The organism is Mesorhizobium sp. P2_E10, from assembly GCF_056404235.1.
In genome coordinates, this window is the sequence record NZ_JBFUEK010000012.1 from 114,600 (window position 1) to 135,897 (window position 21,298).

Annotated in this window: 17 protein-coding genes and 1 pseudogene; 10 read left to right on the top strand and 8 right to left on the bottom strand. The window is 63.6% G+C overall.

Annotation, left to right across the window (positions count from 1 at the left end):
* Positions 1-16 precede the first annotated feature (16 nt).
* The 5 genes from amrB to AC1D0N_RS25315 form a co-directional block, all read right to left on the bottom strand.
* Entirely contained in the window at positions 17-1,702 is a 1,686-nt protein-coding gene (amrB, locus tag AC1D0N_RS25295; RefSeq protein ID WP_477248700.1) for an AmmeMemoRadiSam system protein B, read from the bottom strand.
* Positions 1,699-4,662, bottom strand: coding sequence for a caspase family protein (locus tag AC1D0N_RS25300; RefSeq protein WP_477248701.1), 2,964 nt, complete (start codon positions 4,660-4,662; stop codon positions 1,699-1,701). The genes amrB and AC1D0N_RS25300 overlap by 4 nt, the downstream gene beginning before the upstream one ends.
* Before the next feature lie 72 nt (positions 4,663-4,734).
* Complete coding sequence (locus AC1D0N_RS25305; protein ID WP_477248702.1) at positions 4,735-5,445, bottom strand: DUF4760 domain-containing protein; 711 nt, start codon at positions 5,443-5,445, stop codon at positions 4,735-4,737.
* Positions 5,442-5,819 (bottom strand): hypothetical protein, encoded by a 378-nt coding sequence (locus AC1D0N_RS25310; RefSeq protein WP_477248703.1) that lies wholly within the window; start codon positions 5,817-5,819, stop codon positions 5,442-5,444. The genes AC1D0N_RS25305 and AC1D0N_RS25310 overlap by 4 nt, the downstream gene beginning before the upstream one ends.
* Positions 5,820-5,908: 89 nt before the next feature.
* A complete protein-coding gene (locus AC1D0N_RS25315) occupies positions 5,909-8,125 on the bottom strand; it encodes a caspase family protein (RefSeq protein ID WP_477248704.1) in 2,217 nt (738 codons plus the stop codon).
* Between the two features lie 247 nt (positions 8,126-8,372).
* Here AC1D0N_RS25315 and AC1D0N_RS25320 point away from each other — a divergent pair, with 247 nt between their 5' ends.
* The gene (locus AC1D0N_RS25320; protein WP_023675234.1) at positions 8,373-8,777 is read left to right on the top strand and encodes a Fur family transcriptional regulator; all 405 of its coding nucleotides are present in this window, start codon (positions 8,373-8,375) and stop codon (positions 8,775-8,777) included.
* 6 nt (positions 8,778-8,783) lie between these two features.
* Here the strand turns inward: AC1D0N_RS25320 and polA are convergent, their stop codons facing one another.
* Positions 8,784-11,744: a DNA polymerase I gene (gene polA, locus AC1D0N_RS25325; protein ID WP_477248705.1), complete on the bottom strand. Its 2,961-nt coding sequence runs from the start codon at positions 11,742-11,744 to the stop codon at positions 8,784-8,786.
* 412 nt (positions 11,745-12,156) lie between these two features.
* On the opposite strand from polA, the gene AC1D0N_RS25330 reads away from it, so the two are divergent.
* The 8 genes from AC1D0N_RS25330 (at position 12,157) to AC1D0N_RS25365 (ending at position 19,174) form a co-directional block, all read left to right on the top strand.
* Positions 12,157-13,542: a M20/M25/M40 family metallo-hydrolase gene (locus tag AC1D0N_RS25330; RefSeq protein WP_477248706.1), complete on the top strand. Its 1,386-nt coding sequence runs from the start codon at positions 12,157-12,159 to the stop codon at positions 13,540-13,542.
* A 78-nt stretch (positions 13,543-13,620) separates the two neighbouring features.
* A complete protein-coding gene (locus AC1D0N_RS25335) occupies positions 13,621-14,241 on the top strand; it encodes a ribonuclease D (protein ID WP_477248707.1) in 621 nt (206 codons plus the stop codon).
* Positions 14,242-14,302: 61 nt separating this feature from the next.
* Entirely contained in the window at positions 14,303-14,506 is a 204-nt protein-coding gene (locus AC1D0N_RS25340) for a hypothetical protein (RefSeq protein WP_477248708.1), read from the top strand.
* Positions 14,507-14,616: 110 nt separating this feature from the next.
* Positions 14,617-14,871, top strand: coding sequence for a GlsB/YeaQ/YmgE family stress response membrane protein (locus tag AC1D0N_RS25345; protein ID WP_477248709.1), 255 nt, complete (start codon positions 14,617-14,619; stop codon positions 14,869-14,871).
* A gap of 25 nt (positions 14,872-14,896) precedes the next feature.
* Positions 14,897-15,043: a hypothetical protein gene (locus AC1D0N_RS25350; RefSeq protein WP_477248710.1), complete on the top strand. Its 147-nt coding sequence runs from the start codon at positions 14,897-14,899 to the stop codon at positions 15,041-15,043.
* A gap of 8 nt (positions 15,044-15,051) precedes the next feature.
* Positions 15,052-15,990, top strand: a complete 939-nt coding sequence (locus AC1D0N_RS25355) for a hypothetical protein (RefSeq protein ID WP_477248711.1) — start codon at positions 15,052-15,054, stop codon at positions 15,988-15,990.
* Positions 15,991-16,089: 99 nt separating this feature from the next.
* Positions 16,090-18,369, top strand: coding sequence for a transglycosylase domain-containing protein (locus tag AC1D0N_RS25360; protein WP_477248712.1), 2,280 nt, complete (start codon positions 16,090-16,092; stop codon positions 18,367-18,369).
* 52 nt (positions 18,370-18,421) lie between these two features.
* On the top strand, positions 18,422-19,174 hold the full coding sequence (locus tag AC1D0N_RS25365) for an SDR family NAD(P)-dependent oxidoreductase (RefSeq protein WP_477248713.1): 753 nt from the start codon (positions 18,422-18,424) through the stop codon (positions 19,172-19,174).
* 26 nt (positions 19,175-19,200) lie between these two features.
* On the opposite strand, the gene AC1D0N_RS25370 is transcribed toward AC1D0N_RS25365, so the two are convergent.
* Entirely contained in the window at positions 19,201-20,121 is a 921-nt protein-coding gene (locus tag AC1D0N_RS25370) for a zinc-binding dehydrogenase (protein ID WP_477248714.1), read from the bottom strand.
* 105 nt (positions 20,122-20,226) lie between these two features.
* Here AC1D0N_RS25370 and AC1D0N_RS25375 point away from each other — a divergent pair, with 105 nt between their 5' ends.
* The gene (locus tag AC1D0N_RS25375; RefSeq protein ID WP_477248715.1) at positions 20,227-21,036 is read left to right on the top strand and encodes an AraC family transcriptional regulator; all 810 of its coding nucleotides are present in this window, start codon (positions 20,227-20,229) and stop codon (positions 21,034-21,036) included.
* A gap of 37 nt (positions 21,037-21,073) precedes the next feature.
* On the opposite strand, the pseudogene AC1D0N_RS25380 reads toward AC1D0N_RS25375, so the two are convergent.
* Positions 21,074-21,298, bottom strand: a pseudogene (locus tag AC1D0N_RS25380) (IS110 family transposase); the annotation flags it as partial.

Below are 21,298 nucleotides of genomic sequence, written 5' to 3' on the forward strand. Positions count from 1 at the left end.
ACCCCCTGGGAGGCGCCTATTTGCGTCCCATCTCGAAGTAATTCGGCAGCGGAATGAGCCGGGCAAAGATCGTGCCCTGATCGAAGACGCGCACTTCCAGCATCGAGCCAGACGAGCGCTCGGCGCTCTGGTCGAACAGGAAATTGCCGAGCGAATAGACCTCCGCCACGTCGCCGCCACCGAGCGACAGGAGCGCCTCGCTCGACACATGCGGATGGCCGCCGATGATGGCCGAGACACCGCGCAGCCGCATCTGGTCGGCCAGCATGTCTTCGCGCGCCGACGGCTCGGTCTTGTATTCGCGGCCCCAATGAACGAACGCGATCACCGGCCGCTCGGCATTTTCGTGCAGCAGCCGGTCGAGCAGAGTGGGCGTCAAAAGGTTGGTGTTCTTCGAGCCGTTGGTATCTATATCGGTCAGCCCAACGAGATCAAGATCGGCCAGCGCCAGCGTCTCGCCCTGGCCGAAATGTGCAATGCCCGCCGCATCGAGCGCGTGCAGCGTCTCGGCATAACCCGATGGCCCGAGATCGAAGGCGTGGTTGTTGGCGAGGCCGACAGCGGCGACATGCAGTTTCTTCAACATGTCGACAGCCAGCCCCTCGGGCATTGCCAGCGTCATGTCGTCGATGGCCTCCGGCACATTGGGCAGCACGACGCCTTCGAGGTTGACGATGAGCGGTCGCGACCTGGTCAATGCCAGGACGTTGTCAACGATCCGCTCAGTGACGCCGTCGCGGACCAAGATCTTGCGCATGGCGCGGCCGAAATTCACGTCGCCGGCAAAGTAAAAGATCTTGTCTTTCGCCCGGGCCGGGTTGTTGAAACCGGGGCCGAAGGCGCCGAACAGCGCCACGACATAGCTGGTGGTTCGCTCGACATAGTCGCTCGTGTGCGCTTGCGAATTCTCATTGGCGATGACCAGCGGCCCGGCGCCGAACAGCGTCCGCTGCAGCTTGGTCTGGATATAGAGCGCACCGACCGAATCGGCGTGATCCGGCTGGCGCAGGGCCGCGATGCCGTCGAGCGAGCCGGCGGCCAGGATGTTCAGCGTCTGCTGGTCGAAGCGGCGGGCGTCGTGCTGCGGCAAATAATGGGAGAAGTCGGTCGATTCGACGATCAGCGTGTCGTCATCGACGATCGCCTTCAGGGCTTCCGCCAGCCGATCCCAGTCACCGCGGTGCGCCTTGACCGACATTGCCACGGGCACGATCTCGGCTTCAGGAAAATAGTGACGCAGGAAGGGCAGCATGGCCAGCACGCCGTGCTCCTGGGCGAACAGGCAGGAGTCCTCCACCATGTCGCTATTGGTCTCCAGCCGACGCGCTGCATCGGCATCGGTGGTGACCTCGCCAAGCACGGTGTCGAAGCCGCGCGTCGTGGTGGCGAAGAGTTTTTGCGTCTTGTGGAAATGGTCGGGCGACAGAATAACGATGCGCTTGTAGCGGAAGCCGGACGCCGCCTGGAATCCGAGGGCCACGAGATCGGCCGTCAAAAGGTGATGCGGCACGGTGATGCCGGTCAGCCGTTGGTTGGAGGGTTCGACATCGGCGACCTTGGCGATGGCGTCGTTGAAGAGTGTGGGGTCGTCGTAGAAGCGGGAAAAGTTTTCGTTGCCTGGCGGGCAGGCGACTGGTGCGGCCAAGGCCGCTCCAAGCGTAGTCAGGGACAGGATGGCTAGCGCCAGCAGGCGAACCGTCATGGCTCGGCCAGGATGATGTTCTCCACACCGCCGACATAATAGAACGGCTTCTGCCGCGAGGCGGTCAGTCGCACCACCTCGCGCGAGATGTAGTCGGCGAGGCCGAACAAAGTCACGCCGCCATCGGAGGTTTTGGCTTTGCCGCGCAGGCCTTCGAGGACCGAATAGGTGAAGACGCCGTGGCCGAGCTCGGGCAGTTCGGCGGCGGTGTTGTTGGCGGCCGTGGCCGAGAAAACGACGATGCGTGCATCCTGCGCGTCCTTTTCCAGGCGCGGGTTGAAGGCATTGGCGGCATGGCAAGTGTCGAGCAGCATGAAGCGCATGCCCTTGGCCCGTTCGACAGACTTCTGGATGTCCGACCAGTCGACCAGCGAAGACCGCTTCCAGCGCTCGGCGTCCTGTTTGCGGCCGTCGGTCGGGATGAAATAGTAGTCCTCGTCGATGTTGATGCCGTGGCCGGCGACGAAGATGATGGTGGTGTCGTTCTCGCCAGGCTTGTCGAGGAAATCGGCGAGCTGGTCGTCGATCGTGTCCGCGTCGGGCTCCAGGACGCTGTCGGCGCTTGCGACCCTGAACACATCCGTGCCGCCGTCGGGCGTCTCGTCCAGGGCTTCGCGGTTGACCAGCACCAGCGTCTCCATCGACGAAAACAAAGGCGCCGATTTCTGCGCGATCACGTTGAGGAATTCCGTCGCGTCGTCGACGGGGTAGCGCAGATCGCAAGCGCGACCGGCACAGGCCTCGGTGAGGAAAGGATATTTGTCGACGCCGATGACGGCGACGTAGAGCTTGCCCTTGTTGGCAACCTTCTGGGTTTTTTTTGCCAGCGCCGTCACGCTGCGCTCGGTCAGGTAGCCGAATTCGTTGCTGCCGGTGATGCGGATGGTGTTTTCGCCGTTTTCGACCGGCACTTCGATGATGGTGTTTTTGCCGCCGTCGACCGAACGCGCGGTGACGTCGCCAACATTGCGGCTGTTCGACAGGATCGAGAAACCGGCGACATCTGCGCCGGCTTCACTGGCCCCGGTGATCTCGACGGCGACATAGCCGTCGCGGACATTGCTCTGGTCGGCGGCGAGCTTGAGGCCGAATTCCGGCGGCTTGCGCTGCAGCAGCTTCTGCAGTTCGTGATCGACGCCCGGCCGCATCTCCTCGACCGCCTGTTCGGCGCTGCGCAGGATGATCGCGCGGCGCACCATTTCCGGGCTCCATAGATATTTCTTCAGCTGTCCGGCACTGATGAAGCGGCCCTCGTGGTCGCGGCCCTGATTGACCTGCCATCCCACCAGCTTGTCGCCGTCATCCGACGAATAGTAATAGCCCTGTGGCATCCAGGCGATCCACTCTGAGCCGGCAAAGAACATCGACACGATCAGCCTGTGCGTCTTCAGGTTCCACAGCCGCAAGGTCTGGTCGGCACTGCCGGTGACCAGCAGGCCGGCCTGTTCCGATACAGCCATGGCATTGATCTCGCCGGTATGGCCGGTGAACTCGCCGGAGATCTTGGCGGTCGCGGTTCTGTATTCGAGCAGCGTTCCGTCATTGCCGCCGGTGATCAGGCCAAGCCCGTTGTCGATCAGCGTGTAGGCCGAATGGACGAAGCCGTTGGTGGCGTCGTTTTCGATGCTGCGCACGACCTTGCCGCCATTGGCGATTTCCAAGACCGCATTTTCGAGCGCATCCTTGCCGCCCGGTGCGGCATGAAGCGACCATTGGCCGTCATCCAGTGCCGCCCGCGCATAGATGCCCTGTTCGGCCGCCGGCTGCGGGTTGTCGAAGAAACGCTCCGCCGTCGGCAATGCCAGCATCTTGTCGAGCCCGCCTTGCCGTTCCGGACAGGAGATGCGTTCCGGGCAGGGGTTGGCATTGCCCCAGGCGATGATGTTGTTCGCCGCGTCGATGCCGACTGCGGTCACCGGTTCGCCGGCGCCCTGCAGCAGCGCCTTGCGCTCGCCGGTGGCGGGGTCCCAGACCTGGATGGCGTTGCGGGTGCCGCCGGCGGTCGCCACCAGCGAGCCGTCGGCATTGGCGGCGCTGGCAAAGACGGTGCCGTCATGGCCGCCGTAGTCGCGCTCGACCGCGCCGCTGTCGGTGTTCCAGACGATGGAGCGATGCTTGTCGGCACAACGATAGCCGCAGGACGCGACCAGCCGCGCCCCCGAAGCAAAGGTCAGCGAACCGATGAAGAAATCCTGCTTCGGCATGGCGCGGGCAAGCGTGCCGTCCGCGGCGCGCCAGAGCTGGACCAGCCCGTCCTTGTCGCCGGTGGCAAACAGGCTGCCGTCCTGCGACACGGCGAGCGCGGCGACGCTGATGTCCCGCAATGCCTCGGCCTCGGCGGGCAGGGCGATCTCCTCGCCCTTGGTGACATCCCAGAGCCGGATGCCGTTGTCGATGGTTGTCGCTGCCAGACGGGTTCCCGAGGCGGCGAAGGCCAGCTTGTCGATATGCCAGGAATCGGCGTCGAGTTTGCTGCCCAGTGTCCAGCCGGTCGCTGATGCCTGATCCGGCCGCCATAGATAGACGAAGCCGTCAGCGCCGCCGGCTGCCAGGGTCCTTCCATCGGCTGAGAAAGCGAGGTCATAGATCGCATAGTCGGCGGCCTTCAGCACCGCCTTGATCTTGCCGGTGGCGAAATCGAACAGCCTGATGTCGCCATAGGGCGGCTTGTCGCCGAGGCTGGCGCCGAAATAGCCGCCGGCGGCGATGGTCTTGCCGTCCGGCGACACCGCGACCGCATAGATCTTGCCGTCGCTGCCTTGCCCGAGATAGCCGCGAATGGTGCGCAGGCTCACCCCGCTTTGCCAGTCCCAGATGCGGATGGTCTTGTCGTTCGATGCGGAGACCAGTTCCTGGCCGTCCGGCGTGAAGGCAAGGTCGTTCACCTGCGCGCTGTGGCCGCCGGTGTTGAGGTCGAGGTGGAAATCCGGCGTGTCTTCGGCGTGTGCGGCTGACGCCATGGCAAAAGCACCGGCTACGGCCAGCCACCGGAGAGCACGCTTAAGGGTCGAGCGGTCCGGCATGTGTGGCCGCTATTTGGACTGAGCCGGAGGCGGCCCTTCGTGCACATAGGTCTCGATCGCCGAGGCAAAGTTGGAAGAACCCGCCTTGCGTTCCTTGTCGATATAGCCGGCAAAATAGCTCCAGAAGGAAACCGCATAGTCGCGGAAATAGGCGTCGGCCACTTCGCGCGAGCACAATTTGCCGTCGACGCAGATGGAGAGGCGGTTGAGGAAATAGACGACGCGATCAAAATTATCGCTGAAATCGGCAAGCGGCATGGTGCCGCCAGTTTCCGTCATCGCCTCGATGCCGATGCGCTGCCGGAACACCTGCTCCTCGGTCGGCGTCGGGTTGGTGCTGAGCAGATTGTCGTATTTGGCATTGAGCGCTGCCAGCCGCTCCTTGAGCGCCCGTTGCGCCTCATGGAAGTCCTTGCTTTCCCAAAGCTCGACCAGCGACATCGTCTGCTCGACGCGCTTCTGGTCCTGGTTGGCGAGAAACTGATAGACCGAAAACGCCAGCGTGAAGATGATCGCCAGACGCACGGCCAACCCCGCCCAGGCATAGACGAGCATGCGCCAGTCGCGGTCGGTGAAGGGGTTGGTCTCCTTCTTGATCTCGTGGGCGCTCGGCCACGGAAAGCCTTCGGTGGTTTCCGGCAAGGTCTCCGGCTTCTTATTCGCTGCCGGCGCTTGCGCCGTCAGCGCCTGTTGTGTTGCGTTGCCCCCCGGCTTTTTCATCCGCAGCTGTCCAGTTCGATGGTGGCGGTCGGGTCCAGCACGACGCCGGGCGCCTCCAGTTTCTTCTTCAGGCAATCGAGCTGTGTGCGTGAAATCATGAACTGCACGTCCGGCTCTGCTGGCGCCTTGTTCGGTGATGGCAAGGGCTCGACCACGCCGCGTGAGGCGCAGTTGCTCAAATCGACCACGACGGCGCCGTTGCCGGTTTTGGCGATCTGGTCGTACTGGTCGAGAAAGCAGCTCGCCAGCTCGGAATTGGTGATGATCTGCTTGGCGCACAGGCCGCAGGCCTCATCCGCCGAAGCATTGGCGACCGACAGCCCGGCCACGAGGCCGATGGTTGTTGTGCGCCAGGAAAACACTGGGATAGTCACGGATGTCCTCGTCTGTTTCGTCCGGCCCCCGTCGCGCCGGGGCCGCGAATGTTCACATATCACGCCCGCGCAAAGGCCGACAACGATGCTCAGCTGCGCGGCACCGTCTCCATCGGGAAGATCATCACCGCGCCCTTCGGACCGCTCTTGTCGGCAAGCTTCATCACCGAGCGCGTCGCCGGCGCCATGCCGATATCGGTCAGCATTGCGGAAAAGCCTTGCCCGCCGACAGCGCGTGTCGCCGAGGGCACGCCGTCCTGCGCCAGGAAGCTCAGATCCTCCTTCTCGCTCTGCGGCGGCGCCTCGGTCAGCACGGCGATCATCCGCTCCATGCCGAAGCTGGTGTCGGTGAAGGCGAGCAGGCCTTCCTTCAAGCCGGCGTCCGGCGATCCGTTGGCAGGGGCCAGCCGTTCGGCGACGATGTGGGTGATCGAATAGTCGCTGCCGACATAGAGCACATTGATGTCGACATAGGCGTCCGATTCGTTGCGAGCCAGGACATGCACCTGGTCGCCGGGGGACACGCGCGGCACGGTCGAAGCCTGCAGCGGCTCCAGTGCGTCGCTGTCCTTGCGTTTGATCTGGAATTCGACGCTGACCTCTTCCGGCCGATAGTCGGATGCGGCGGCGAGCCTTGACAGGCCGGTGGCGCGGAAGATCGTCGTCAGGTTCCTGGCGGTCGCGTCGACCAGCTTGTCGCGGTCATCGGGATGAATGATGATCAGCGGCGGCTTGCTGCCGTCCTTCAGCGACACGTCGCCTGAAGCCGTCAGGAACCACAGCGCCGGCTTGTCGGTGGCATCCTTGGCGGCGCCGGCAATGGCATTTTCGCGCAGCACTGCGAGCCGCAGGTCGGCGCTCTTGCCGGGCTCGACCAGCGCGATGTGGAAGCCTGAGTTCTCCCTGGCGGCCAGTTCGTCGAGAACCGCATTGACGAGGGCGGTTTCCTTGTCGAGACCGTCGGTCGCTGCCGGCCGTGCCACCACGAGCTTGTAGTCGACGGCGAGTTCGGCCAGCCGCGCATAGGCGTTGGCGGGAATGTCTGCCAGCTTCAGCGCCGGCTTGTTGTCGAACTCGACCGGCTTGACGCGGCTTTCCAGGTTTTTCGCCGACTCGACTTCCAGATAGCCGAGCGCTTCGGAGAGCTGCGACAGCGCCGAGGGCAGGATGGCGAGCTTGCTGCCCGGGGTGAGGCGATGCAGCAGCCCGGCGCCGATCGTCGCCTCGTCATCCTTGATCACAACAGGCCATTGCATGACCGCATCGGTCTTGTCGGTGCCGAAGACGCGTGCGTCGAGTTCGCCTTCGAACAGCGGCGTCGGCCGCGTGCGGCTGTCGGCCGAATATTGCTGCAGCACGGCCTGGCCGAGCTGGCGGTAGGTGACATCAGGGTTCTCGGCCAGTTTCGAGAGGATGGTGAAGGTGAACAGGCCGAAGCGCGGCGCATCGGCAGTGCCCTTGGGCAAAGGCATCTCAGGCGTCGTTTCGACCGTCTGCGCTGCATAGAAGGCGACCAGCTTGCCCTTGGTGATCGCCTCGCCGCCGGTTGGGGTCAGGTTGAAGGCAGGCTTGCGGCCGCCGTTCTCGTTGAAGCCGCGCGATGCGCCGGCGGCTATGTCGTCATAGCTCTTGACGGCAGCGGCCTTCGCCGCCGCGTCGCCACCGACCAGATCGGCGAACTCGACCTTGCGCTCCATCTCGTCGTCGACTTCGGCGGCGCGTGTCGCCGTGCCGGAGTGGCAACAGTCGAACACGACCCAGACGAAGGCGCCCTTGTCGCGGATGGCGTCGAGTGCGGCGCCAACCTCGTTGTCGACCAGCGCATTCGGCACGCCCTCTTCGCGCTTGACCCATTTGTCGATGTCGACGGGCAGGAAAATCTCGTCGAGACCGTCGGTCTCGTCGCCCGACTTGGCTTGCGGCTGTTGAGCGCCGTGACCGGACAAATGCAGATAGACGAAATCGTCGCGTTGGACCTTGGCGGCGAGATCGGCAAGGGCTGCCTTGATCGCCGCATGCGTGGGCAAGCCGTTGGCGCCTTCGACATCCTTGGCGAGCAGCGTGACGTTTTCGGCGGCAAATTTCACCGGAGCCGGCGTGTTCTTCAACAGATAGTCGCGCACCAGACCGGCATCGTTCTTGGGACCGATCAGCCAGTTCTTCTGCGGCAGGTTCGGGTAGTCGGTGCAAGCGACCAGCAGTGCATGGTAGGTGCGCGCGGCGGCGAAGGCGCGGAACGATAGCGTGCCGGCAGCCGTCAGCGCGGACGCGCCGACGAGCAGCGTCCGTCGTGTCAATTTGATCATCATTGCTTCCCCAAGCCCGATCGAATTTCCAAGTGCCGCAACCCTCGTCGAGGATTTTGTCAGTATTTTGAATGTCGTGCGGCGATCCGTCTCGCAATCGGACTTTCCAGCCGAGAAGGCGCCGATGTCGTCTTTGTCAGCCAGAAACAGTAGCAAAAATGACGGTTCGTCGCTATCTGAATGGCACAGGAGCCATTCGCATACAGAAATAGACTGCCTACGGCGCAGACGGGTTGGAAACAGGATCATGGCGGCAAGGGATGTGCTGACGAAGAACCAGCTGTGCGTGCTCGAGAAACTCGAGGCCGCCAGCGGGCCGCTCAGCGCCTATACATTGCTCGACCAGCTGCGCGAACGCGGCTTTCGCGCGCCGTTGCAGGTCTACCGCGCGCTCGACACGCTGGTGAAGTCCGGCTTTGTGCACAGGCTAGAAAGCCTCAACTCCTTCGTCGCCTGCGCCGAGCCGCACGACCACAGCCATTCGATGACCGCCTTCGCCATTTGCGACACATGCGGCCAGGTGACCGAGTTCTCCGACCACGATGTCGGCCACCGGCTGGACGAATGGGTGCGCTCGACCGGCTTCGCCGCCAAGAAGGCGGTGATCGAGTTTCGCGGCACCTGTGCGAAGTGCCTGGCCGAGGCCGCCTGAACTGGCTTAGTGCGCCTCGTCCCAGTTGTTGGCGGCCCGGGCATCGACATGCAGCGGCACCGACATCGAAACCGCCGGCATTGGAGCGTTCTCCATCACACGGCGGACGACAGGGATCGTCGCCTCGACTTCCGCCTCCACCGTTTCGAAGATCAGCTCATCATGCACCTGCAGCAGCATGCGGGCGGAGAGCCCGGCCTTGTCCAGCGCATCCTCCATGTGCACCATGGCGCGACGGATGATGTCGGCGGCGGTGCCTTGCAGGCGCGCGTTGATCGAGGCGCGTTCGTTGAAGGCGCGGATCGAGGGATTTGACGATCTGATCTCCGGATAATGAATGCGGCGGCCAAAGATGGTTTCGACGAAGCCGTGTTCGCGGGCATAGGCCTTGGTCGCTTCGATGTAGTCGCGAATGCCGGGGAAGCGCTCGAAATATTTCTTGATGTAGGCGCCGGCCTCGTCGCGCGGGATCGACAGCTGGTTGGCGAGGCCGAAGGCGGAAATGCCGTAGATGATGCCGAAATTGATCGCCTTGGCGCGGCGGCGGATCTCGCCGGGCATGCCTTCGACCGGCACGTTGAACATTTCCGACGCGGTGATGGCGTGGATGTCGGCGCCATCGGCGAAGGCCTGCTTGAGCTGCGGGATCTCGGCGACATGGGCGAGCACACGCAATTCGATCTGGCTGTAGTCGGCCGAGACCAGCTTGTTGCCTTTGTCGGCGATGAAAGCGGTCCTGATCTTGCGGCCTTCGGCCGTGCGCACCGGGATGTTCTGCAAATTGGGATCGGAGGACGACAGCCGGCCGGTCGTCGTCGCGGCTAGCGCGTAGGAGGTGTGGACGCGCTTGCTGTCGGGATGGATGAAGCCGGGCAGCGCATCGGTATAGGTCGATTTCAGCTTGGTGAGCTGGCGCCAGTCGACGATCTTGCGCGGCAGTTCGTGGCCCTCGGCGGCGAGGTCTTCCAGAAGCTGCGCCGAGGTCGACCATTGCCCGGTCTTGGTCTTCGAACCGCCGGGCAGGCCCATGCGGCCGAACAGGATATCGCCGAGCTGCTTTGGCGAGCCGATGTTGATGCGCTCGCCGATGAGCTGGTAGATTTCCTCTTCCAGCCGGGCAGCGCCTTGCGCCAGTTCGCCTGAGAGCCGCGACAGGATCTGCCGATCGACGGAGATGCCGCGCTGTTCCATTCTGGCCAGCACCGGCACCAGCGGCCGCTCCAGCCGCTCATAGACCGAGACCAGGCCCTTGGCCGCCAGCCGTGGCTTCAGCACCTGCCAGAGCCTGAGCGTCACATCGGCATGGCCTGCGGCATAGGCCGTCGCCTTGTCGATATCGACCTGGTCGAAGCCGACGAAGCTTTTGCCCGAGCCGGCCAATTCCTTGAGCGGGGTCGGTGCGTGGCCAAGCCATTTCTCGGAAAGAGCGGCCAGGGTGTGGTGGCCGGTGCCGGCGTCGAGCACGTAGGAAATCAGCATGGTGTCGTCGAAGGGCGCGATATCGATGCCGTGGCGGCTCATGACGACGAGGCCGGATTTCAGCTCCTGCGCGATCTTGAGAACGGACTTGTCTTCCAGCAGCGGCTTCAGCAAAGTGAGCGCCTCGCGGACCGGGATCTGGTTGTCGAGCGCACCGCCGCCGAGCAGGTCGCCGTTGCCGCTCTTGTGGGTCAGCGGCAGATAGGCGGCGCGACCGGGCGCGGTGGCGATTGCCAGGCCGATGAGTTCGGCCTGCATCGGATCGGGCGAGGTGGTTTCGGTCTCGAAGGCGACGACGCCGGCGGCAACCGCCTCTGATATCCAGGCCTTCAGCGTGGCGGTGTCGCGGATGGCGACGTAGGCACTGGTGTCGATCTTGCCCGCGCCGGCAGCTTCCAGGCGAAGTGCCGAGAGCAGGGAAGGTGTGTCGCCTTGCTTTGCCGCTTCCGCCCTGGGCGTGCCTGCCGCTGCGTCCCCTGTCCCTGCCAAACTGTCCGTCGTGCTTTTGGCGATCGGCGCCCCCGACCCCACATCGGGACCATGCGCCGTATCGGCACGCTCGACGGTGACCGTGACAGCCTGGACATCGCCGGCCTCGGTTGCGGTCGCTTCCGCGACACGGCGGGTCAGCGATGTAAATTCCATGGTCTTGAGGAAGCCGATCAGCTTGGGTCCGTCGGGCTCATGCAGCACGAAATCGTCAAGCCCGTCGATCACCGGCACGTTGTTCTTCAGCGTCACCAGCTGGCGCGAAATGCGCGCCTTGTCGGCATTGGCGATGATGGATTCGCGCCTTTTGTCCTGCTTGATCTCGCCGGCGCGGGCGAGCAGCGCGTCGAGATCGCCGAACTGTTCGAGCAATTGCGCCGCCGTTTTCGGCCCGATGCCCGGCACGCCCGGCACATTGTCGACCGAATCCCCGGTCAGCGCCTGCAGGTCGATCATCTTTTCCGGCGGCACGCCCCATTTCTCGATGACTTCCGGGACGCCGATCTGGCGGTCCTTCATCGGGTCGTACATGCCGACCGTGGGGCCGACTAGCTGCATCAGATCCTTGTCGGAGGAGATGATGGTGGCGTCGCCGCCGGCTTCGCTGGCCAGCCGGCAATAGGTGGCGATGAGATCGTCGGCCTCGAAGCCTTCCATCTCGATGCAGGGCAGGTTGAAGGCCTTTGTCGCCTGGCGGATCAGGCCGAATTGCGGGATCAGGTCTTCGGGCGGCGCCGAGCGGTTGGCCTTGTATTCCGGGTAGAGCTCATTGCGGAAGGTTTTCGACGAATAGTCGAAAATGACCGCGAAATGCGTCGGCACGATGCCGACATCGGTGTTGCGGGCATCCAGCATCAGCTTCCACAGCATGTTGCAGAAGCCGGAAACGGCCCCGACCGGCAGACCGTCGGATTTTCGGGTCAGCGGCGGCAGCGCGTGATAGGCGCGGAAAATGTAGCCGGAGCCGTCGATAAGGAAGAGATGATCGCCTTTTTTCATGCCGGCAGGGATAGCGCGGCATGATGCTGCGGTCCATGGCAAAGGCGGCTTCAACCACTGGTTCCAGCAACACCCTGACAGAGTGGTCGGCTCACGCACATGTTACAAAAGTGTAATTTTGGCGCCCTTGAAACGCCACGTTCGAAGACACAAATAAAGCGCATCGGCAGTTTTCGCCGAGTCCGGAGCAAGGCCCGTCCCCCGCCTATCCCGGACACTTGCGGCAGCCTATCCCCCCTCTCCGGGCTGCCGCATCGTTTCGAGTAAAACGCCGCCGTGGTTCCCCCTCCACCACGGCGGCATTTTTTTGCCTTGCGACAGCTATTGGTGGCCCGTGGTCCAATGATCGCGGGCTTTTCGTTCTGGAGCCGCGCCGTTAGGGTTGCCGCTCAGAATCGAAAGGCTTGACCCGATGTCCGCAGTTTCCCCCGTCCTCGACCGTCTCGACAGCAATTTCGACCAGAGCCTGGAGCGCCTGTTCGGCCTGCTCAGGATCAAGTCGATCTCCACCGATCCGGCCTATGCCGCCGACTGCCGCAAGGCGGCGGAATGGCTGGTGGCCGAGCTCAAGCTTATCGGCTTCGACGCCAGCGTGCGCGACACGCCCGGCCACCCGATGGTCGTTGCGCATCATGACGGGCCAGCCGGCGCCCCGCATGTGCTGTTTTATGGCCACTACGACGTGCAGCCGGTCGACCCTATCGAGCTCTGGGAAAACGATCCGTTCGCACCCGCAGTGAAAGAGGTCGCGCCCGGCCACAAGGTGATCACCGGCCGCGGCTCGGCCGATGACAAGGGGCAGTTGATGACCTTCGTCGAGGCTTGCCGCGCCTGGAAACAGGAGCATGGTGGCCTGCCTTGCCGCATCACCATCCTGTTCGAGGGTGAGGAGGAATCCGGTTCGCCGTCGCTGAAGCCGTTCCTCGAAGCCAATGCAGCCGAACTTAAGGCCGATTTCGCGCTGGTCTGCGACACCGGCATGTGGGACCGCGAGACGCCGTCGATCTGCGTCGCGCTGCGCGGGCTGGTCGGCGAGGAGATCACCGTCAAGGCCGCCGATCGCGACCTGCATTCCGGGCTCTACGGCGGTGCCGCTGCCAATCCGATCCGCATCCTGGCGAAAATCCTGGCCGACATCCACGACAAGGATGGCCACATCACCATTCCGGGTTTCTATGACGGGGTCGAGGAGACGCCGTCGCAGATCCTGAAATCCTGGGAGACGCTCGGCGAGACGGCCGAAACCTTTCTCGGGCCCATCGGTCTGTCGATCCCGTCAGGCGAAAAGGGCCGCTCGGTGCTCGAACTGACCTGGGCGCGGCCGACGGCCGAGTTCAACGGCATCATAGGCGGCTACACCGGCAAGGGTTTCAAGACGGTGATCGCGGCGGAGGCCTCGGCGAAAGTGTCGTTCCGCCTTGTCCACAAGCAGAATCCCGAGAAGATCCGCGCCGCTTTCCAGAAATTCGTCCAGGAGCGCGTTCCTGGGGACTGCTCGGTCGAATTCCACCCGCATGGCGGCTCGCCGGCTATCCAGCTTTCCTACGACTCGCCGTTCCTGGCCAAGGCCAAGAATGCGCTGTCGGATGAATGGCCAAAGCCGGCGGTGACGACGGGCAGCGGCGGTTCGATCCCGGTGGTCGGCGATTTCCAGACCTATCTCGGTATCGAATCCCTGCTGGTCGGCTTCGGCCTCGATGACGACCGTATCCATTCGCCCAACGAGAAATACGAGCTGACCTCCTTCCACAAGGGACAGCGCTCCTGGGCACGCATTCTCGATGCGTTGACGCGCTGAACGGGCCAACGGTCAAGTTTCTGTTGATTTTTCATTGCATCGCGGCGAGGACGGGTAGCGCCGTGACCGGAGAAGACGATGAGCGATATCCGCTTTCACAAAAACGACCTGCCCGACCTCTCGCACTACAATGTCGGGGCGGTGGCCATCGACACCGAGACGCTGGGGCTGAACCCGCATCGCGACCGGCTCTGCGTGGTGCAGATCTCACCGGGTGACGGCACGGCCGACGTCATCCAGATCGCACCCGGCCAGAAGAAGGCGCCGAACCTCGTCAGCCTGCTCAGAAACCGCGGCATCACCAAGCTGTTCCATTTCGGCCGTTTCGACATCGCCGTGCTCTACAACGCCTTCGGCGTCATGGCCGAACCGGTGTTCTGCACCAAGATCGCCTCGCGGCTGACCCGCACCTACACCGATCGGCACGGGCTGAAGGACATCTGCAACGAACTTTTGGGCGTCAGCCTGTCGAAGGTGCAGCAATCGTCGGACTGGGCGGCCGAGACATTGTCGCCCGAACAGCTCGAATATGCCGCATCCGACGTGCTCTACCTGCACCGGCTGCGCGATGTGCTGGCCGGGCGGCTGGCGCGCGAGAACCGGACCAAGGAAGCCGACGCCTGCTTCCGCTTTCTGCCGACGCGTGCCAAGCTCGACCTGATGGGCTGGGGCGAGGAAGACATTTTCGCCCACAGCTGATGGCTTTGGCCCGGAACCGGAGCGCATTCCGCTGCGTTTCGTCGGTTCAGAGAGGGATGACATGGCAGACCGCAAACCGATCTCTACCGCGCCAATGGACGGCTCCAAGATCACTGTCCAATGGAAAGACAGCGACGGCGTGATCAACGAATCTCCCGCGCAATATCGCGACGACGGCTGGTGGGTCTATGTCGACAGCCATACGCAGAAGAAGGTCGAGCCGACAAGCTGGCGGCCTGCTTCTAGCGACGATGACGACGAGTGACGCCGCCGCTGGCGGGACCAGCTGCTTTCGAATAGCCTGAAGCCGTTGAAATCGAGGCCGATTCGGGGTTCGCGGCTCCGCTATCGCCCTCTTGCTCGGAGGAACTCGCTATGGGTATCGAAAGCCTTCTCGTCTTCATCATCATCGGCGCCATTGCCGGCTGGCTCGCCGGCCTCATCGTCTCGGGCTTTGGTTTCGGCCTGATCGGCAACATCATCGTCGGCATCGTCGGTGCGTTCATCGCCGGCTGGCTTTTCCCAAGGCTCGGCTTCGCCATCGGCGGCGGCATTCTCGGCTCCATCATCAACGCCACGATCGGCGCCGTCATCCTGCTGGTGCTGGTCAAGGTCTTGAAGCGAGCGTGAGGCTCGATATCAGAAGGAGCGCGCCATGAAACAGAACACACTCTATCTCCTCATTGGCGCGCTCATTGTCGTGGTCATAGCACTCGGCATTTACGTCTATCGCGAAGAAACCAAGCCAAAAGGCGTGGAACTCAAGATCGACGACAAGGGCATTTCGATCCAGCAGAACTGAGCGCATCGGTGCAAGCTGCGGAGGGTGATCTGATCCTCGACGACGAGACAGGGCCGGACGACGACGAGATCGAGATGTCCGTCGAGGAATGGCTGCGGTTCAACCCCCAGCCCAGGTTCACCAACGCTATTCGCGACCGGCTGCGGGTGTTTCGCTTTTTGAGAAAACCGCCGGCTGTGAGCGCATTGCATGACCGGCAGACGGCGTTCTCCGATACCATCTCCGCCACGGTGGCGTTCAACCGGCCAGACGTGATCGAATGGCAGATCTATCTGGTGCGCCGGCACCTGGCTGAGCGCGACGGCTACATCGTCTTCGACAACAGCAGCAATCACGACGCCAGGCTGGCGATTGCCGATCTATGCCAGCGGCAGCGTGTCCCCTATGTCGGCCTGCCCAGGAACAAACTGTATGTCAGCGCCTCGCATGGCCTGGCGCTGAACTGGATCACGCGCAATTTCGTCAGAAAATACCGGCCGTCGCGGTTCGGCTTCATCGATCACGACATCTTTCCCACCGAGGCGTTCTCCATCCGGGAGCGGATGCAGGGCAAAATCCTCTACGGCTATCCGCGCCGCGATACGCCGACGCCGGGCGGTTGGTTTCTGTGGCCGGGCTTCTGTTTCTTTGACGGGAGCGTGCTGCGGCAGCGCCTGGATTTCGCGCCAAGCGGCAAATTCCATATGGATGCCGGCGGCGGCAACTGGCCGCTGCTCTATCGCCCGGCCGATCCGGGCCAGGTCCGCTTCGCCGAAAGGAAATGGCACCGCTTCGGAGCCGGCCGCAGCCTCTATGATGGCTTCTTCAAGGAGATCGACGGTTGGCTGCATGTGGGCAACGCTTCGCGGTGGAAGCAGCCGCAGGTCGACAGGCGCGAACCGCTCGTCGCCTTGTTGCGGCACGCGGGTGGCGCCGATGCGCCGGATGTGGCGTTCGAGCCGATCTGATCGTGTTTGGCCAGGCTCAGCCAACTTAACGCGCCTTTAAACTGCCGCATCTACTCTTCAACCCGAACGCCATAGTCATCGGGACAGACAGCGCAGCGCATGGCGAACCGCAAAGACAGCCGCATCGAACCCAGCTTCGATGGAACGCCACGGGCGAAATCCCAGGCCGGTTTTTCGGTGAGCGAGGAGGATCGCGTCGTGCCGAGCAACCGCAAATCCTCCACAGGGCGTAAATCCGCCAAGGCGAAATCATCGCGCCGGGGTCGCGGCAGAAGCCGGCGCGGCCTGTTCGGGGTGCTTGCCCGGCTGTTCTACTGGTGTTTCGTGATGGCGATCTGGGGTGGCATCGCTGTGGCCGGCATCGTCGTCTATTACGGCGCCAAAATGCCCGCGGCCACCACCTGGTCGATCCCCGACCGTGCCCCCAATATCAAGATCGTTTCCGTTGATGGCCAATTGCTCGCCAATCGCGGCATGAGCGGCGGCGAGGCCGTCGGCCTGCACGAAATGTCGCCCTACATCCCCGAGGCCGTCATCGCCATCGAGGACCGCCGCTTCTATTCGCATTTCGGCATCGACCCGATCGGTCTTTCGCGCGCCATGGTGACCAATGTTCTCGGCGGCCATTTCTCGCAGGGCGGCTCGACGCTGACCCAGCAGCTGGCCAAGAACCTGTTCCTGAAGCCGGACCGCACGCTGGAACGCAAGGTGCAGGAAGTGCTTTTGGCGCTGTGGCTGGAGCACAAGCACACCAAGGACCAGATCCTCGAAATGTACCTCAACCGGGTCTATTTCGGCTCCGGCGCCTATGGCGTCGAGGCGGCCTCGCGCCGCTATTTCGGCAAGAGCGCGCGTGACGTCACGCTCTCGGAAGCAGCGCTTCTGGCCGGCCTGTTGAAGGCGCCGTCGCGGCTGTCGCCGGCGCGTGACCCGAAGGCGGCCGAGGAGCGCTCGCAGCTGGTGCTGGCCGCCATGCGCGACGAGGGCAAGATCAGCGCCAAGGAACTGGCCTTTGCGATGAGCGCGCCGGCGACGCGTTCGCCGTCCTACTGGACCGGTTCGGAAAACTATGTCGCCGACACCATCATGGAAGAATTGCCCGACCTGATCGGCGACGTGCGGGGCGACATCGTCGTCAACACCACCGTCGACCTGAACCTGCAGAAGCTCGCCGAACAATCGATCCGCCGGCTGATCGACGAGAGCGGCAAAAAACTCAATGTCAGCCAGGGCGCGCTGGTGTCGATCGACAATTCCGGCGCCGTGCGCGCCATGGTCGGCGGCTATGATTATTCGACCAGCCAGTTCGACCGCGCCTCGGAAGCCCGTCGCCAGCCAGGCTCGGCCTTCAAGCCGTTCGTCTACATGGCGGCCCTGGAAGCTGGACGCACGCCCGACAGCATGCGCAACGACGCGCCGATCAAGATCGGCAAGTGGACGCCGGACAATTACGGCGGCAAGTATTTCGGCAAGGTGACGCTGGCGACCGCTTTGGCGAAATCACTGAACTCGGTCGCGGCACAGCTGACCATGGAGGTCGGGCCTGACGCGGTGGTCGAGGCGGCGCACCGCATGGGCATCCAGTCCGACCTGATTGCCAACACCTCGATTGCGCTCGGCACCTCCGAGGTGACGCCGCTGGAATTGACCTCAGCCTATGTTCCCTTCGCCAATGGCGGCTACAGACCGGACATCCATTTCATCCGGCGAGTGACGACCACCGACGGCAAGGTGCTGTTTGACGACAATGGCGGCAGCGCGCCGCGCGTCGTCAAGACCGAGATCGTCGGCATGATGAATTCGATGATGACCGGCACGGTCGAAACCGGAACGGCCAAGAAGGCTGCTTTCGCCTGGCCGGCTGCCGGCAAGACTGGCACCAGCCAGAATTCGCGCGACGCCTGGTTCGTCGGCTACACCGCCAATCTCACCACCGGCGTGTGGTTCGGCAATGATGACGGCAGCCCGATGAAGAAGGTTACCGGCGGCGCGCTGCCGGCGCAGGCCTGGCACGAGTTCATGGTCGCGGCACATGAGGGCGTGCCGGTGCGGCCGCTGCCCGGAACGTGGAAGTCGACACCGGCAGATACGATCGTGCAGGACGAAATGCCGTCATCCGGCCCGGCACAACCGGCACCGGTGCCGCCGGCGTCCGTCGGCCAATCAGCACCGGCGCCACGGGCGGCTGTGCCGGTCGCCCAGGCGCCTGCACCGACGCGCGCGCCGCGGCCTGCCGAAACGGTCGATGCCGACGGCTTCGATATGCCCGGCGACGGTGGCACCACCGCCTCGATCAAGCACCCGGTGCCGCCCGGCAATGTCGGCGGCCCGACCAAGAAACGGCAAACATCTATCCTCGACATCCTCGGCGGCGGCTGACCCCTCGCCACCGCAATCGCCTTCCGCTACATGTCCGGCCGGAGACAGCGACATGGCCGAGACCGACACCAGGAAAACCATCGTGCTGACCGGCGCCAGCCGCGGCATCGGCCATGCCACGGTCAAGCGCTTTTCGCGCGAGGGCTGGCGGGTCATCACCTGTTCGCGCCAGGCCTTTGCCGAGGATTGTCCGTGGCCGGCCGGTCCGGAAGACCATATCAAGGTCGATCTCGCCGATCAGGAGGATGTCGGCATCGCCGTCTCGGAAATCCGCCGCCGGCTGGAAGCGCATGGCGGCCAACTGCATGCGCTGGTCAACAATGCCGGCATTTCGCCGAAGCTCAAGGACGGCAACAGCCGCATGAACTCGATCGAGACGCCGATGCATGTCTGGCGCGACGTGTTCCAGGTGAATTTTTTTGCGCCGATCATGCTCGCGCGTGGCCTCTTCAAGGAGCTTGCCGCAGCGAAAGGATCAATCGTCAACGTCACCTCGATCGCCGGCACCCGGGTGCATCCCTTCGCCGGCACGGCCTATGCGACCTCGAAGGCAGCACTCGGCTCGCTGACGCGCGAAATGGCGCATGATTTTGGCCCGCACGGCATCCGCGTCAACGCCATAGCACCGGGCGAAATCGATACCGCGATCCTGTCGCCGGGCACCGACAAGATCGTCGAGACGATCCCGCTGCGACGGCTGGGCACCACGGCCGAGGTCGCCGACATCATCTTCTTCCTGTGCTCGCAGCAAGCGTCCTATGTGACGGGTTCGGAAATCCACATCAATGGCGGCCAGCACGTGTGAGCGGCTGACTTCAGGCTAAGGACTGCTCATCCGCCTATGGTGAGAACAGCCTTGCCGCTGAAGCTGCGTTGTCGCAGTGCGCCCAGGGCCTGAGCGATGTCTGTCCACGGCAGGGTTAGGGACAGGCGGGTGTCCAGCCGACCCGCCGCGACCAGAGCGAGCAGCGAGGCGATGTCCGCGCCAATGCCGGAACCGGACGCGTAGTAGGCGAAGGTCTGAAGCCTCGCCCCCTCGTGACCGGGAACGAACTGGCGGAACCCGACGGGCGTGAGTTCGCCGCTGCTCGAACCGAACATGACTATGGTCCCGCTAGGTGCGACGCGCTCGATCGCGTGTGCGAGGCTTTGGCCGCCAACCGACTCGGTGATCAGCGAGAATGGCCCACTGGCCAGCTCAATCGACCCGACAACTTGGCCGGCCCCAAGGTTGCGCAAATCCTCGGCATGCCGGGCGGCGGCTATTGCCGTCACCGAGGCGCCTTGCTCGCGGGCGATCTGGATCTGGAAGCGGCCGACCGCACCGCTGGCGCCCGTGACCAGCACCTGCTGTCCCGCGAGATCGCCGCCATGGCGCAAAGTCCTCAGTGCGGTCGTGCCCGCCACGGGGAGCGTGGCTGCGGAGGCATAGCTAACCTCATCCGGCAGGACGGCGAGACGGTCGGTTGGAACGGCGACCCGTTCGGCCCAACCGGCCTCGTCGACCAAAGCCACAACCCGGGCACCGACCGCTGGCCCGGAGCCATCGGCTGCTGCCCGTTCGACAATCCCAGCGATGTCCTGGCCGGGTAACCAGCCGTCCGGGCGGATGGCGAGGAGGCGCAGTTCACCGCGATTCAACGAGGTTGCGTGGACCGAAACAAGCGCTTCGCTCGCGAGGGGTTGAGGCTCCTCGACTTCGGCGAGCCTCAGTCCGGTGGTGCTGTCCGAAGACATGACGAGGGCGAGCATGGTTGTCGTTCCTTCCTGCCGGTTTGTGGACGCACCGGATCCTATCGACTTCCCCGATTAAAAAATCTAGCTATCATGGCGAATAGTCGCTAAAAACAGTCAGTCATGAAACAACCGCTCCGCTACCCTTGGCTCGACTTCGATGTCGATGACCATTCCGCCCCTGCGATTGCCGTGCGCGTTGATGTTCCCGAGACCAGAGCGGAGGTGCCCGACCATTGGCACCGCAAAGGCCAACTGGTCTTCGCGCTGGGCGGCGGGGTAACCTGTCGCGTTCCCAGCGGCTGGTGGATGGTGCCGCCGCATTGTGGGGTGTGGATTCCCGGCGGCATGGAGCACAGCAATATCGCGACCGCCAATGCCCGGATTTTCTTCGTCTACATCGAACCGGGAGCCGCCGATCTGCCGGACCGGTGCTGCACGCTTTCGATCTCGCCGCTGCTGCGCGAACTGATCATCGAACTGTCCGATCGCGTGGAGGATGAAGAGGCGAGGGGAGAGCTGTTGACCAGGGTCCTGCTCACCGAACTGCCGCGCATGCCTGTCCAACAGCTACATCTGCCGATCTCGCCCGAGCCGCGCTTGCGGCGGATCGCCGAAGCGTTGGCGCAAGATCCTGCCGACCGCAGCACTCTGGCCGAATGGGCCAGTCGCGTCGCGCTCAGCGAGAGCAGTCTCGCCCGTCTCGTGGTGAAGGAGACCGGCTTGAGCTTCGGGCGCTGGCGCCAGCAACTGCACCTGATCGTCGCCATACGGGAGTTGGCCTCCGGTGCGAGCGTGCAGCAGGTTTCAGGCGATCTCGGCTATGACTCCGTCACGGCCTTCATCACCATGTTCAAGAAGGCGCTTGGCAAGCCGCCGGCAAAATATCTCAACAGTGTGGCCCACAATGGCGGCTCGGCATTCGTGGCATGATGAAGCCGATCTGGGGGGAGAGCGACTATCTGGGGTGTCAAGTTGCATTGGCGAACTCGGCTCGCGCGTCGCGTGCTTTTGCATTGAGAATGACGAGCAGTTTTCTGGCTAGCGCGATGCGGATGAGCATTTTGGGTTTTCCCGCCTGTTGCAACCGTTGAGCGAAAGCTTTGAGATGGAGATCGAACTTGGCCACGATGGCCGCGACGATGAAGAGGATACCCCGCGGCCCGGTGCGTCCGCCACGCACATGCCTGTTGCC